This is a genomic window from Nocardia transvalensis NBRC 15921 (assembly GCF_000308875.1).
Lineage (GTDB): Bacteria > Actinomycetota > Actinomycetes > Mycobacteriales > Mycobacteriaceae > Nocardia > Nocardia transvalensis.
Map to the genome: position 1 here is coordinate 107617 of NZ_BAGL01000055.1, position 14745 is coordinate 122361.

Consider the following 14745-nt stretch of genomic DNA (forward strand, 5'->3'; position numbering starts at 1 on the left):
CCCCTGCGGTGCGACACAGACCGCGCGGCGACGGGATAGTACCCGGGGCGACCTCGCCGTCCCCCGCGGTGGGGAGTGCGGCGACGTCGGATTCCGGCCGGTTCGTGATCGGGCCCAACCTTTTCGGGACAACCACGGTCGTACCCGGTAGCCGATGACCACATCGGCGTCACGAACTCATCGGAGGGCAATCCCATGTCGCTGTCACGGACGGCAACCGGCACATTCGCACTGCTGACGGCCGGCGTACTGGTCGGAGCGGGTGCGGGTACGGCGCACGCGAGCGCGGATCAGCACGGCGCCATCGCCATCTCGTTCCGCACCGGCGCCGTGGCCTCGGCCGTGAACTACCCGAGTCCGGCCGAGGCGGGCCGGGCGGCGGACGCGCGCTGCGGCGGCGGGCGGGACTGCTCCGCCTACGTGTACTTCGTCAACGGCTGCGGTGCGGTCGCCCAGGCGCCCGACGACAGCATCGCCTGGGCGTGGGGCGTGAATCGAGAGGACGCCGAGCAGAGTGCGATCAACGGGCTCGGCCTGCGCGCACCCAAATTCCCGAGCCTCGGATCGGCGGTCCCCGGCGCCGCGCACATCGTGCTCAGCGACTGCACCGAGACCGGCGGCCCCACGGCGCCCGGCGGCCGCACCCTGCCCAAGCCCTGACCGGACGAAGGCGCTGCCGGATGTTGTGAACGCGGCCGTCCCTCGTCGGTATTGTGTTCCGATACCGACAGGTCCGTCAGCCCGGCGGCCGCGAACAGCATGGCGAGATCACATGAACAGCCTCCCCGAGTCCGGCCTGCCCGCCGAGACCGCACTGACGGCGCTCCTGGGCGCCGTGCTCGCGGACTGCGCCCGAGACCCGCTGTCCTGGCTCGCCCAGGATGCCCACGGCCCGGCGGTCATTCGCATCGGTCGCGGCAGTGCCCCGGCGCGGCAGGCGGATCGGTTCGACGACCTGTTGCTCGAGGCATTCGACTCCGCCAGCGACATGCTGCTCGCCTGGGCCACGAGGCAGGTCGGCAGCCGCACCGACGCCGAGGACATCGTGCAGACCGCGCTGATGCGCGTGTACGCCGCCAGGCCCGAGGTCACCACGGCCGACCAACTGCGCGCCTACCTTTGGACGGTCGCCAAGAACCTCGTTCGTGACGCCTGGCGGCGGGCGGCCACCGATCGCGAACGATTCGACTCCGACGGTGACGAGCGGATCGCGCTGCTCGCCGACCGCGCGGGCCTGAACATGGATGACATCGTCGTCCTGCGCCAGATGTTGATCAGCGCGCTGGACACCCTGCCCCCACGCGAGCGAGAAGCGGTCGTGCTGCGAGCCTACGAAGGCAACACCTACGCCGAAACCGCACGCATCATGGGTGTCGCCACAGGTACGGCGAAAGGCTACGTACACGATGCCCTGCAACGCGTCCGGGTACAGCTCGACCTGATCGCCTGAGCCCCGCGAACCGAGAGCGGTTCGCGCCCAACCATCGGCGTCCTCCGGCAGTTGTCCCGGATATGAACCAACAGCCGCACTACGACCAGGTGTGCATTCAACGCCACAGCTCACTCTCGCTGAGATCGCCCGCCCCGACCTCGACCTGGTTGGCGCGGGACCCCGATTTCGGTCACAAACTTCGCACAATCCAGCAGTGGCACCAGCGTTTCGGCACTTTCACATGGACCGTGCCGCCGAGTCGAACGGATCTGCCATGACCTTCCCCGGCATCACCGTGGACCTGCCACTGCATCCCACCGTGGTGAATGCGCTCTGGCAGGCCAGATCTCAGGCCGGCACACAGCCGGTCGATTCCCGCGATCTGCTTGTCGCGCTGATGCGGATCGAGACGTCCGGCAGTTGGAGCCGAATCTCCTTGCACTGCGGGGATTCCGACGTCCTCGCTCGCAAGGTCGTGCTGGATCCGGCCACCGGCAGTTCGACGCACTGGGAAGGTATCCGGCTCACCGATACCTGCGCGGAGGCCGTTCGGACCGCCGTCCGCCTCGCCCGACGCTACAGCCTGCAGGGAGTACCACCCGGAATGCTGGCGCTGGGACTGGTCGCCGACCCTTCCACCGCCGCTTCGCAAGTCCTGCACGACGGTTTGGGCCGGCGCGAGCTTCTGGACATACTGCAATCCGACGTGCTCGGCATCTCCTTGACCGGACTGGACCACGAGCTGAGCCCGGCCACGAACGACATCCCACGGCCACAGCCTCCGCTGCCGCCCACCACGGCCGGCCAGGCGCTCTACTGTCTGCACTGCGGGGGAACGCCCGCGGCCGCGGTCACCATCCGGAGTCATCGCGGGTTCATCCTGTGGATGCAGTTCGTGCGGATGCCGGGACCGTTCTGCCGCGACTGTGGTCTCGCGACTCTGCGCCGGATGACGATCGAGAGCGTCTGGCTCGGGTGGTGGGGTCCATTGTCACTATTGATCAACGCCGTCACGATCATCGCCAATATGGGTGCTCATTCACGGATCGACCAACTGCCACCACCCATCCCGGGCATGCCGGGCCGTCCGATGGACCCCGGCAAGCCACTCTTCCACCGACCCGGAGCGATCGGGTTCGCGATACCGCTCGGCATCCTCCTGTGGTTCACCGTCATCCTGCCGTTGCTCTCACCCTGACCGTATCTGTCCAGCTTCTTCACCGAATCCCCATATCGCCGTGCTGTAGTCGTTTCATGGGATCGGCACAGGTATGGGCAAGGATTCTTGCTGGATTCGGCAGTCTCGTCGGCGCGGGGCTCCTGTTGGTATACGGCTTCGCGTGGCTGGTCGGCGGGGCGCCCGACGAACAGGTGCGACCCGGTGTGGACGTGCTTCTGGTGATCAAAGCGATCGTCGTCGCGGTCGGGGCCCTCGCGCTGGCGGGCGGCGCGGTTGCCGCGCGGCCGACGCTGATCGTCGGCGGATGCCGGCTGTTCGTAGCGGATTTCGTCCTACTACTCGTCTTGTACGGCGTCGCGACCAACCGACCACACACGGCCGTTGCCGACAGCGAGCCGCCGTCGATTCCGCCCGCGATCGCGATGATCGTCCTGGTGATCTGGGTGGCGCTCCCCATTCTGACCATGAGGCTCGCGACCAGGACGCCACCGATGGAGCCGAATTGGCCCGCGGCGCGATGAACCGCCGGGCGCCCAGCGGGTCCGGAGCCCGTCATAAGGAGGAATTTGTGCCGAGACGTCAAAGGCGCCGCGCTGGCTCCATTGATCGTGTGCCCGAAAATGTCGATCGCGCGGCCGATTTCGCAGCTGCGGCTGAACCGCGAGCCGATCGCCGCGCGAGCACGGTGTTCCCGGGCATGCTGCTCGCCGCCACCGCCGCCGTCGACACCCGCCTACAGCACACGGTTGTTCTCCTTGTCCGGCACGACCATCGCGGCAGTGTCGCCGTCGTGCTCAATCGGCCCGGCACCACGGCGGTGGGTGAGGTGTTGCCGCAGTGGGCGGAACTGGCCGCCCGGTCCAGGGTGGTGTACTCCGGTGGTCCGGTCGAACCCGACTCCCCGCTGTGTGTGGCGACGCTGCGGGTCGATGCTCGAATCGATGACGTTCCCGCGCTCAGTCACGTCGACGGCCGGATCGCGCTGGTCGATCTCGCGGCCGATCCGGCGCTGGTCGCCCCGTTCGTGGAGGGTGTGCGGATATTCGACGGTTGTGTGGACTGGCCCGTTGGTGCGCTCGAGGACGAGGTCGAGCGCGGTGCCTGGGTCATCCGGGATGCGGCCGCGCCGGCTAATCCCCCCGATGCGGGACTCACCGACCAGGGTGGGGCGCAAGGGATACGGCGAGTTGTTCGCCGGGTGTTGGGTCGCGGCAGGTCCGCAGATTCCGACGGAAATTACACCGCCGAGACCCGATATCACACTGCCGCCGCAGGCGGCGAGAACGCGGCCGCGGAATCCCGGCACCGCCGGGCGGCCGGAACCGGTCAGAGCATGGATCCGGGCGAGATGTTACAGCGGGGTGTGCAGCTGCATCGAGAAGGCAGGATCGGCGACGCCGAGCAGTGGTACCGCGCGGCCGCGGCGGCGGGCGAGCACGGCGCGATGGTCAATTTGGGAGTGTTGCTCGAGGATCGCGACGACTCGGAAGCCGAGCGGTTCTATCGCACTGCTGCCGACGCGGGCAGCAGCGTCGCGATGTACAACCTGGGCACACTGTTTCAGCGCCGTGACAACCTGGTCGACGCCGAACTGTGGTACCGCAGCGCCGCTGCGGCCGGCAGCAGCGCCGCGATGTACAACTTGGGCACACTGTTTCGGCACCGTGACAACCTGGTCGACGCCGAACTGTGGTACCGCAGCGCCGCTGCGGCCGGCGAGAGTGGCGCGATGCGGGTTCTGGGGAATCTGCTGCGGGGGCGCGGTGACCTGACGGAGGCTGAGCAGTTCTACCGCACAGCGGCCGAAGACGGCGACGTCGAGGCGATGTGCGGCCTCGGGACTCTCGCCGCTCGGCGCGAGGATTCGGCGGAGGCCGAGCACTGGTTCCGGCGAGCGGCACACGCCGGCGACGCGATCGCGATGAACAACGTGGGAGTGATCTACTACAACCGCGGCGAGTTCACGGAGGCCGAACACTGGTACCGCAAAGCCGCCGACGCAGGCTACCCGGACGCCGCCGAAAGTCTCCGGCACTCGCACCGGGCGCGTGCTCTGGCGGAGACCGAACAACGGTATCGCGTAGCCGCTTCCGCAGGCGATGTCGACGCAATGCACCGTCTCGGGGAACTGTTCGCCACGCGCGATGATCTCGTACAGGCCGAACACTGGTATCGCAAAGCCGCCGAGGCGGGCAATGCCGCCGCGATGTTCAGCCTCGCACTCGTCCTGAAGGTCCGTGGTGAACTCGGCGAGGCCGAACAATGGCACCGGGCCGGCGCAATCGCCGGAAATGCCGGTGCGATGAACAGTCTGGGGTGGGTGTTTCACGAACGCGGTGAACTGGAAGAGGCCGAACGGTGGTACCGCAAAGCCGCGGAGGCGGGCAATCCGATGGGGCTCAACAACATCGGATGGTTACGGCAATCGCAGGGCGACGTGGACGAGGCCGTGCACTGGTATCGCCTGGCCGCGGCGGCCGGCGAGAGCACTGCGATGAACAACCTGGGAAACCTGTTCAAGGATCGAGGAGAGAGCACAGCCGCCGAACAGTGGTATCGCACCGCGGCCGACTCCGGTGACGTCCCCGCTATGACAAGTCTCGCATTGCTGTTGTTCGATCGCGGTGAGCGTGGTGACGCCGAGCAGTGGTATCGCAAAGCCGCCGACACGGGCGACGCGAATGCGATGTACGGCGTCGGATGGCTGCTCCATCAGCGCCGCAACCACACCGAGGCCGAGCAGTGGTACCGCAAAGCCGCGGAAGCCGGGAACATCGCCGCGCTGGGGCAGATCGGTGCGCTACTCGGAAATCGCGGCGAGCTGAGCGAATCCGAGGCCTGGTATCGCAAAGCGGTTGCCGCAGGCGATATCTGGGCCACGCGAGAACTCGGCGTACTGCTCGGGAAACGACTGGTCGAGCAACGCGCGGACACGACCGAAGCGCAACAGTTGCTGCGGAAGGCCGCCGACGCGGGCGATATCGAGGCGATGGCGGATCTCGGACAGCTGCTGAAACAATCCCGCGATTTCGCCGCAGCAGAAGAATGGCTCGAGCGATACCGATCGAGCAAGGAGTCGCCCACGGAACCGCCCGGGTACTCGCAGCTCGTGGCAATGACAATGGGCGACCGCGAGGCCGCGGAACGCCTCATCGCCTACGAACAGCAGAAGAGGCCCGACGGCGATCGCGCCGCACTCATCCACGAGGCGATCGATCGGCTCACCCGAGACCGCCGCGGATTCAGTGCCGAGCCCGGGCCCACTGTTTCCGATCGCCCCACGAAGGGCACCGTATCGACAATCATCGATCTCGAGGACCGATCCGGCGAACGGTCACCTGGCAGCCCGTTGGACCCGAGGCATCGGCTACCGGTCCCCGTTCTGAGGGTCATGCAGGCAATCGGTGCCGCCGCACGGACTCCGGCCGCCGAGCGAGCCGCCGCGCTCGCCATCGCCGAATTCGGTGCGGTGATTACCACCGGAAATCCGGAGAATCGATTCACCGCTGCGGAGGTTTCGCGATGGACCGCGATCATCGAGCGGCATACCGAGTATTTAGTGGCCGATAAGGACGAGACGCAACGGTACTGCGACATATATGCGCGGCGCTATGCGCGCGCGACCGACGAAGAGACGCCGCCCGACGACTCCTCCGGATAGCACAGTCATTCGGAACAATGCGCGTCGGTGAACATCGACCTGTATGACAAGCAGGGGCTCTCGACGTACACGAACAACCGCCCTCATCGATAGCGGACAAAATCCGGTGTCCGATGCTGACGTAGACTTCGGCCTTCTCCCTGCGGTGCGTCCGGTGTGTGGCTGAGCCCGACCTGCCACGCTGCACCCGCAATAGCGCCGAGCCCGGTTGTCCGCCCAGGTAGTTCACCAATGCCTTACCCGATATGACGTCACCAACAGCCGCCAGCACGTCGTAGTCGAGGAGGCAGAGCGCAACCGATAAGGCTGGCCGCGACCCTCCGCAACCGCCTCCGTCGCTGAGGCACCGGCCTCCCCAACCGGCACAGCGAACAGCCGCAGTTGCGGGATTTCGTGCGCGGCAACATCAAAGCGGCCCGACCAAACGCCAGGGCGTCGCGCTGCCGCAGGAGCTGGGCCTCCGCCTGGCGTGCTGTCCCGGTCCCCTTCGACACCTGGTGGCGCGATTGAACAGGTGTCGCAGCAACGCCTGACGCCTGCGGCCACGCGTGTTCGGCGAGCGGAAGGCCATACGCTGTCCTGCGAGCCCGGTCGTCAGCTCGCCGACTCGATCTCGGTGAGGCGGCGCTGCAGGAAGTGCCGGGCCTGGTCGTTGGTCGTCAGCTCGAGGGCCAGACGGTAGTGGGTCGCGGCGTCGGAGTATCGACCGGCGCGGCGGAGCAGATCGGCGCGGGTGGCGGCGACCAGATTGGTCCCGGCCAGGCGCGGGTGGTCGGCTATCTCGTCCAGCGCCGCGAGGCCCCGGTCGAACCCGTACAGGAAGCCCACTGCCACCGCGCGATTCACGCGCACCGCAGGCGATTCGGTGTAGTACAGCAGTTCGTCGTAGGCGGCGACGATCGCATGCCAGTCCGTATCCGCCCAGCTCGGCGCGACGGCGTGGGCGCCCGCGATCCGCGCCTGTGCCAGATACGGTCCGCTGCGGCCCTGTTCGGCGGCCGAGACCAGGCAGCTCAGTCCGGCTCGGATCGCCGCGCGGTTCCACCGGGTGCGGTCCTGTTCCTCCAGGGGCGCCAGGCCCTCCTCCGCCGAGCGGCGTTGTGCCCGCCGGCTGTCGTCGAGCAGCTTGAGCGCGAGCAGCGCCCGGACCTCCGGTTCGCCGGGCAGCAGCCCGCACAGCAGCCGGCCGAGCCGAATCGCCTCGTCGCACAGCTCGTCGCGCACCGCGGACGGGCCCGAGGTCGCGAAATAGCCTTCGCTGAACACGAGGTAGATACACGACAGCACGCTCGGAAGCCGTTCCGGCAGCAGCGGTTCCGGCGGCACCCGCAGCGGGATACCGGCCTGCCGGATCTTCGCCTTGGCGCGGCTCAGGCGCTGCGCCACCGTATGTTCGGGCTGCAGGAACGCGCGGGCGATCTCGGCGGTGCGCAGTCCGCACACCAGCCGCAGAGTGAGCGCCACCTGCGATTCGGGCGACAGTGCCGGATGGCAGCAGGTGAAGATCATCCGAAGCTGATCGTCAGCGATCGGTGACACCTCCGGCTCCTCCCTCGGTGCGTCGTGCGGCGCGGCGGTGAATTCTTTTGCGACCCTGACCGATTCGCGTCGCAACCGATCCAGTGCCCGGTTGCGGGCCGCCGTCGTGATCCAGGCGCCCGGATTCGCGGGGCGACCGGACACCGGCCAGGTCCGCAGCGCGTCGGCGAATGCCTCCTGGACCGCGTCCTCGGCCAGGCCGATATCGCCGACCAGGCGGGCAACGGTAGCGAGGGCCCGGCCGAATTCGGCCCGATAGACATCGTCGATGAAGTCGGCCGAGCCCATGGCCGTCACTCGAGGTCCACGATCCGGCGCACCTCGGCACGCCCCGTCGGGCTGAGCGGAATCTGCGCCGCGTAGTCGATCGCATGAGACCGATCGGGCGCTGCCAGTACATACAAGCCGTCGACCACCTCAGCCGATTCGGCGAACGGCCCGTCGCTGAGCAGCAGTTCGCCCGCACGCACACGTACCGTGGTGGCGGCGGACGGCGGATGTAGCGCGCCGCCACCGCGGATAGCCGCGCCGACCCGATCGGCGAACCGCTGATGCTCGCCGATCGCCGCTTCCCAGGCCGGTGTGCCGGGTTCGATCACCGTGTCCGGCGATTCCCACAGCAATGCGAGCCAGCCGTCGGAGCCCAGATCCTTCGGCGCGTCCCACTGCACCATCGGCCGCACCTCGACAGCGCCCTGTTCCGCCGCGGGCAGCTGCCGGGCGAGTTGAATCGCCTCGTCCAGATCCGCGCAATCGAAGACATCGAACCCGCCGACCACCTCGGCCTGCTCCGTGAACGGCCCGTCGGAGACCAACGTCTGCTCGCCCGACCGCCGCACGGTGGTCGCGGTCGCCGACGGGAACAGCGCCGCGCCACCGGCGATCGCACGGCCCGCCTTCGCCTCGAACTCGGCATAACGCTCGACCTCGGCATCGAATTCGGGCGTGCCCGGCTGCACAGTCCCGTCCTCACGCCCGAACAACAGCGCCAGGTAGTGCATGACATCATCCTCCCTTGTGCCGGAGGAGTCCGATACTCCTCTCATCAAGACGACGAAGGGCGCTCGGGTTCTTCTACATCGATCGGCACAATTTTTCGGGACGTTCGCAACCTCGTTCGTACCATCGCTGGAACACAGCCATCACGATGGCGAGCACACCCACCGGTGTTGTCCATATTCGGCGCCAAGCTTCTCGAGAACTCATGAGAGCGCTGACCGTAAGCAGTCCACCTCGCCGTCCGACCCCACGGGACCTCACCCTACGTCCGAACCCAACCAACATCCGCTTCTGCCGATGAGCGGGTGTTTATTGTCGTGCTCTGTGAAGCTGATCCCGCTCATCGGTTGTCAGCGACGTTCAGGCCGGAACTGAAGTAACAGCAGAACAGCGTGCCCTGGTCGGGAGATCGACTGTCGGGCAGAGTATCCGGAAATGCCGATGAGTTTCCGACGTCCGTCTCAACGCATACCGCCAGCCGGATGTGAAGGATGAAGTGGAATGTCGGAAGTATTCCTGACCATGGCCATGTCGCTCGACGGGTTCATCACCGGCCCGGACGACAACGCCGAGAACCCGGCGGGTACCAACGGGATGCGACTGATGGACTGGCTGACCGGCGGCGGCGCGTCCGACGCGAACGTGCCCCACACATTCCGCCCCACGTATCCCAACAGCCGACTCGTGTTCGACGAGGCCATGGCGACCGGCGCCGTGATCACCGGCAAGCGGACCGGGGACTTCGCCGGCTACTGGGGCGGGGACCACCACGACGGCGTCCCGATCTTCGTGCCGACACACCAGCCACCGGCGGAGAACCCGTACGAGCGGGTGCACTACGTCACCGAGGGCATCACCTCCTGTGTCGAACAGGCGAAGCAGGCCGCGGGCGGCCGGAACGTGATGATGCACGGCGCGTACACCGGCCAGCAGGCCCTGAAGGCCGGCGTGCTCGACATGATCGACATCCAACTCCGGCCGGTCCTGCTCGGCCGAGGCCGGCGGCTGTTCGAGGGACTCCCGTCCGAGCACACAGAACTCGATCTGGTCCGCACGCTGGAGGATCCCGGCGTCCTGCATCTGCGCTACGTGGTACGCAAGTAGCCGCACGACACGTGTGCCTGCGTCAAGATATTGGCAGGATCTCAGTGGCCACATGGAGCCACCGAGCACGACGGCCGCGCAGCGATCCTGGTCCGCCAACTGGACACCGAACTACGGTTCCTGCGGCAGTGTCGCCAATGCGGTAGAGAGAATCGACCACATCGACACGAACCCAAGCGCACACGGTCACTGCGGAAAAGTCACGCGCTTGTCACCCATCCGGCCGAATTCGGTTACCCCGCAGGGTTTGTGCAAGAGCAGGTGGGTCAATCGCATGCGGCCACGACCAGGATCTACACGCACGCGTCCACCGAGGACCGCTCGAGATCGCCGGGCGCGTCGGCGCACGGACCGACTGGGCGAATGCTGTTATGTGACACCGTGGTCAAGAAGAGGAGCCACGGGTGGCGGCTGCGGGACATGATGGCCGATCGGTTCCAGACCTCCGATCTGACGCCGCCGCCGGCCGAGCGCGGGGTGAGGTTGTCGCGGGAGCAGTACCGCTGGTGGTCACGTCCCCGTCTGCGATCGGAATGGCCAACTGGCCCGGCACCTCACGGCACGGCTAGGCGCCGCTCGGCCATACCGATTATGTGGCCCTGCGTAGCGATCGGCTGCCGAGCTTTCGTTTGCGGCGCCTGTCCACCCACCTCCGATATCGATATCCGTCAATATTACCGTCGATCGTGCTGCAGTTTATCGATGGCCCGCGCGATCAGTACCGCGCGATCAGCGCTCGGCGTCCGCCGCTGCTCCAAAGCGATAAGCCGCTCTGCGGTGGCGTGATTACCCATCACCATGCCGAGGAGACGCCGAAATTCGTTGGCCGGGGCCGGGGCCGGGGCCGGGGGAATGATGGATGGCGGCGGTTGTTTGGGCAACGGCCGGGCCGCCGAGCCCGCGTTTGCGGCTCTCTGTTCCCAGATCTGCGCCTCGTCGGCTTGTCCGTCTCTCCGGAGAAGTGCGGCGAGGGCAACCATCGCGTCCGGGTGACCCGCTACTGCCGCCCGGCGCAGCCAGAGTTCGGATTCGGCGAGATCACCGCCGTTTCGGTGCCTGCGCCGCATTCGCTCGAGCAAGCCTTGCCGGACAACCTGCTGTTCCAGCACCGTCGCGAGCGTGTACATCGCGTCGGCGTCGCCCGCGTCGGCCGCCTTCTCATACCAGTGCCGCGCACCGGCGGTGTCTCCTCCCGTCAGCAATGACGCTGCCAGAGCCGTCATCTCGGCGGGCGTTCGGCGGGCAGGTGACGTTTCGGCGGCAGCAGCGCTCGGCGGTGGGACGCCAGGCTTCTGTGGGTCGAGGCCACCTTCCGACCGCCGGACCAGCTGGGCGACGTCTTCGCCGGCCAGCGGCCGATCTCGCTCGTCCATGCGCAGTCGCGCAGCCGCCGCGTCCAGCAGGTGGATCGCTGCCTCCGGCTGTGGTCCGGGGGCATATCGGGGACCGAGTTCAGCGGCGGCGACCACCGCGGCATCCGTAATGTCGACGCCGTGATGCGCCGCGTAACGGGCTTTCACGGCGTGCAGCACGTCGAGGGTTTCCGACAGCGACAGGGGGCCGACCGCTACCGGTTGGAACAGCCGCGATAGGGCTTCGTCGGACTCGACCAGTCTGTCGTACTGCGCGCGTGTTGCCGCGGCGGCCAGCCGCAACGCGGGACGAGCGAGCAACGGTGTCAGTAGGTCGCTCGCGGCTACCGCCAACTCAGCGGCTACCGCAGAGACGGTCTGCAACTCGTCGAGGAAGACGACGGCTCGTCCGGCCCGATCTTCGATGTCGTCGAGTACGCGTGCCAGCAGTTCGTCGAACTCACCGAGCGAACGCGCGTTCGCCAGGACAGCGCGGAGGTCGAGGGACACCACTGCGTTGTCGCGCATCGGTTCCGGCGCGTCCTCCGCCGTGATGCGCTGCGCCAGGCCGGAGATGATCGCTGTTTTGCCCACGCCGCGGTCACCGATCAGCACGACGGCGTTGCGGGTACGCCGCCCCCACACCATCGCCATTTCCCGGATCTCGTGCAGGCGGCCGACTACCGGATCGAGCCCGCCCAGTACGGCCAGTTCGGTGAGATCGGTACTGTATTTCTCTCGCAGGTGCCGGGCTTGCGGATTTACCGTGGTGGTCGATCCACGCTCGCGGCTCGCGAGCAGCGCCCCTGTCAACACTGAAACGTCGGCGCCGTGCGCGGCGAGCAGTCGAGCCTCCTCGGTGTCGTCGGTGGCCAAGCCGACCAGGACATGGTCGGGTGCAACGGATTCCGAGCGCAGGTTGGTGGCCAGCCGCCGCGCCGCCGCACACGCCGCGAGCGCTGTACCGGCGAGGCGGGGTGCGGTACTCGGGTCTTCCGCACGCGGCAGTCGTTCAGCGATCGCGCCGGCGGCGTCGCGCAGCGCCGCCACGTCGGCGCCGACATCCCGCAGCAACGCTACGGCGCTGCCGTCCGTCGCATCCAACAGCGCGAGGAGCAGGTGGGCCGACGCGATCTCCGCCGTCCCCGCGGCGATCGCCGCCGCCAACGCGGCCGACAAGGCCGCATCCGTCGCACTGGTCGGATTGAAAGAATCCACTGATCCTCCTCGGTCTTCGGCGGGTCTGTGCAGGGCGCGGCCCCGGGCATGCGGTAGCGCGATGCCGAACGGTCATGCAGCTCACGGCGACAGCAGCGGCAGGATGACCGTGACCAACAGCTGGATGCTGACCGGGATCAGGAATCCGATGGCGCCGGGCCGGTGGAACAGCGGCTTACCAGGATCCATCGGACGGCCGGGCATGCCCGGAATCGGTGGCGGGAGCTGGACGATCCGCGAATGCGCAGACATGTCGGCCACGAGAGTGACAGCGTTGATGAACAACGACAGAGGTCCCCACCAGCCCAGCCACACGCTTTCGATCGTCATCCTGCGCAGAGTGGCCAAACCACAGTCTCGGCAGAACGGACCCGGCATGCGGACGAATTGCATCCACAGCACGAATCCGCGATGGCTGCGGATGGTCACCGCGGCAGCGGGTGTGGCCCCGCAGTGGAGACAATAGAGAGTTCGGCCCACTGGACCCGGCCCGAAAGCGGGCTGTGCATGCGGGATTTCGTCCGCGGTCGGGGACAGTTCTCGCTCGAGGTTCTGCGGGGTGGTGCCCAGGATGTCCGAGTGCAGGAAAGCGACCAATTCGCTGTGTCCCAATCCGTCGTGCAGGACCTGCGCCGCGGCCGTGGAACCATCGCCGACCAGCCCCACGGCCAGCATCCCGACCGGCACGCCTTCCAGGTTGTACCGGCGGGCCAGCCGGGCAGCGTTCCGCAGCGCCGCCGCACACGTATCGGTGAGCCGGATACCTTCCCAGTGCGACGAGCTGCCGGTCGCCGGGTCCACCGCGACCTTGCCCGCCAGCACATCGGAATCCCCGCAGTGCAACGAGATTCGACTCCACTTGCCCGACACGTCGACCTGCATCAGAGCGACGAACAGATCCCGGGTATCGATCGGGCGCGAGCCGGCCGCCGACCTGGCATGCCACAGTGCGTTCACCACGGTGGGATGCAGCGGCAGGTCCACCGTGATGCTTGGTGTACTCATGTTCTCCTATAAGCCTTCCGCAGGCAGTATATGAAGGCGTTGCCTTTCCGACGCTGCCGCACATCGACCTCGGGCAGCCCCCTCCTATCCTTGGACGGGCCGGGGCGCGGAAAGTCACCGCCGTGCACGGCACTTCGTTCACCCCACCGCTCGCGGCTGCGGCATCGGCCTCGCACTACTCGCCACAGTCTCGCGACCCGCCAGGCAACCAGTGCGGGGTGTCCGATGCCGCCCGGCACACGCTCTTTCACAATCCCCCAGATTTACACCCGGACGTTGTTTCCCGATGGCAGTGCGTCACGTCAGCAGATGACGAGGACAGCGGAGGACAGTGCCGGTAACGGACTGCTCGCCTTCGGGTACGGGCGGCGAGGCCAGAGCATGATCACCGCGACCAGGTGGCACATCCGCTGCACTGGCAGGCTACTGGTCTGCGTTCTGTCGCAGCCGAAGAAGCAAGCCGTAGGAGATCCGGAAATGCCGCTCGGCGCATTCGGGTTCTCCGCGACGAGATCGGATCGACGCTACAGAACAAGCACTCTCGAGTATCAGCTCATTTTCGCGGTGAGCGTACGAACGAGCTCGGTCAGTACCTTCACACGCAACGTTTCCATCGCGGTCGCTCTGACACCGGGCTCGCTGGACTCGGTGAACAACTCCGATGCTCCCGAGCTACCTGCGACACCGAAGAAGTACTGTCCCTTCACACACGATATGGCAACGAAACTGTCGGCGACATAACTGCCGGAACGCGGTGCGGGGTGGTAGCAGTCTTCGGCACCGAGCTGCGGACCGGTCGACGTAGCGGCCGCATCGCCGAGCCCCTCCTGGAAGGCTTGCCGCACCACCTCGGTCGAGCCGATGCGACTCATCCCCACCTTCAAATGGAGGTTGTATCGGTCACCCCATTTCGAGGGCAAGGCCATATCCATATCGCAGCTCGCTCGGGGCACCCGCGCGCCGCCCGTACGGTGAAACACCGAAAGATCCACCAAGATCAGTTCGCGGGGACGGCGCAGTATGTTGGTCGCCTGCGGCACAATTGCTTTCAGCTCCTCGTCGTTCACCAACGTGCACGCATCCGGCCACTTCTCACCGGGTAACGCTCCGATCGGGGTCGCCGGAACTGTGATTGTGCCGATGGGCCGTGCGGATCCGAACTGCAATGCCGGGACCGACTCAGTGCTCTCGCACCCCGCCAGCAACGCCGAGACAAGCGCAATCACTGGGCCCCAACGCATCCGGTCTCCATTCC

10 protein-coding genes are annotated in these 14745 nt (G+C 67.0%); 5 read left to right on the forward strand and 5 right to left on the reverse strand.

Translation table 11 applies throughout. The features are described 5' to 3' along the window. The first annotated feature begins 195 nt into the window (after positions 1-195). The 4 genes from ON41_RS39095 (at position 196) to ON41_RS17280 (ending at position 6273) form a co-directional block, all read left to right on the forward strand. On the forward strand, positions 196-660 hold the full coding sequence (locus ON41_RS39095; RefSeq protein ID WP_051161726.1) for a DUF4189 domain-containing protein: 465 nt from the start codon (positions 196-198) through the stop codon (positions 658-660). Positions 661-772: 112 nt separating this feature from the next. Beyond that, complete coding sequence (locus ON41_RS39100; protein WP_051161728.1) at positions 773-1450, forward strand: RNA polymerase sigma factor; 678 nt, start codon at positions 773-775, stop codon at positions 1448-1450. Positions 1451-1706: 256 nt separating this feature from the next. Then, positions 1707-2630 carry a hypothetical protein gene (locus ON41_RS40330; protein ID WP_157185509.1) on the forward strand — a complete coding sequence of 308 codons (924 nt, stop codon included), beginning with the start codon at positions 1707-1709 and terminating at the stop codon, positions 2628-2630. Between the two features lie 73 nt (positions 2631-2703). Further along, complete coding sequence (locus ON41_RS17280) at positions 2704-6273, forward strand: YqgE/AlgH family protein (protein WP_083905423.1); 3570 nt, start codon at positions 2704-2706, stop codon at positions 6271-6273. 594 nt (positions 6274-6867) lie between these two features. On the opposite strand, the gene ON41_RS17285 is transcribed toward ON41_RS17280, so the two are convergent. Together ON41_RS17285 and ON41_RS17290 are read right to left on the reverse strand one after the other, a co-directional pair. Beyond that, the gene (locus ON41_RS17285) at positions 6868-8100 is read right to left on the reverse strand and encodes an RNA polymerase sigma factor (RefSeq protein ID WP_040748666.1); all 1233 of its coding nucleotides are present in this window, start codon (positions 8098-8100) and stop codon (positions 6868-6870) included. Between the two features lie 5 nt (positions 8101-8105). Next, positions 8106-8813, reverse strand: coding sequence for a YciI family protein (locus ON41_RS17290; RefSeq protein ID WP_040748667.1), 708 nt, complete (start codon positions 8811-8813; stop codon positions 8106-8108). 499 nt (positions 8814-9312) lie between these two features. Here ON41_RS17290 and ON41_RS17295 point away from each other — a divergent pair, with 499 nt between their 5' ends. Beyond that, on the forward strand, positions 9313-9915 hold the full coding sequence (locus tag ON41_RS17295; RefSeq protein WP_040748668.1) for a dihydrofolate reductase family protein: 603 nt from the start codon (positions 9313-9315) through the stop codon (positions 9913-9915). 674 nt (positions 9916-10589) lie between these two features. Here ON41_RS17295 and ON41_RS17300 read toward each other — a convergent pair. The 3 genes from ON41_RS17300 to ON41_RS17310 form a co-directional block, all read right to left on the reverse strand. Then, positions 10590-12485 (reverse strand): Clp protease N-terminal domain-containing protein, encoded by a 1896-nt coding sequence (locus ON41_RS17300; protein ID WP_051161732.1) that lies wholly within the window; start codon positions 12483-12485, stop codon positions 10590-10592. Positions 12486-12566: 81 nt separating this feature from the next. Next, entirely contained in the window at positions 12567-13490 is a 924-nt protein-coding gene (locus tag ON41_RS40335; RefSeq protein ID WP_157185510.1) for a hypothetical protein, read from the reverse strand. A 548-nt stretch (positions 13491-14038) separates the two neighbouring features. After that, positions 14039-14557 carry a hypothetical protein gene (locus tag ON41_RS17310; protein WP_157185511.1) on the reverse strand — a complete coding sequence of 173 codons (519 nt, stop codon included), beginning with the start codon at positions 14555-14557 and terminating at the stop codon, positions 14039-14041. Positions 14558-14745 lie beyond the last annotated feature (188 nt).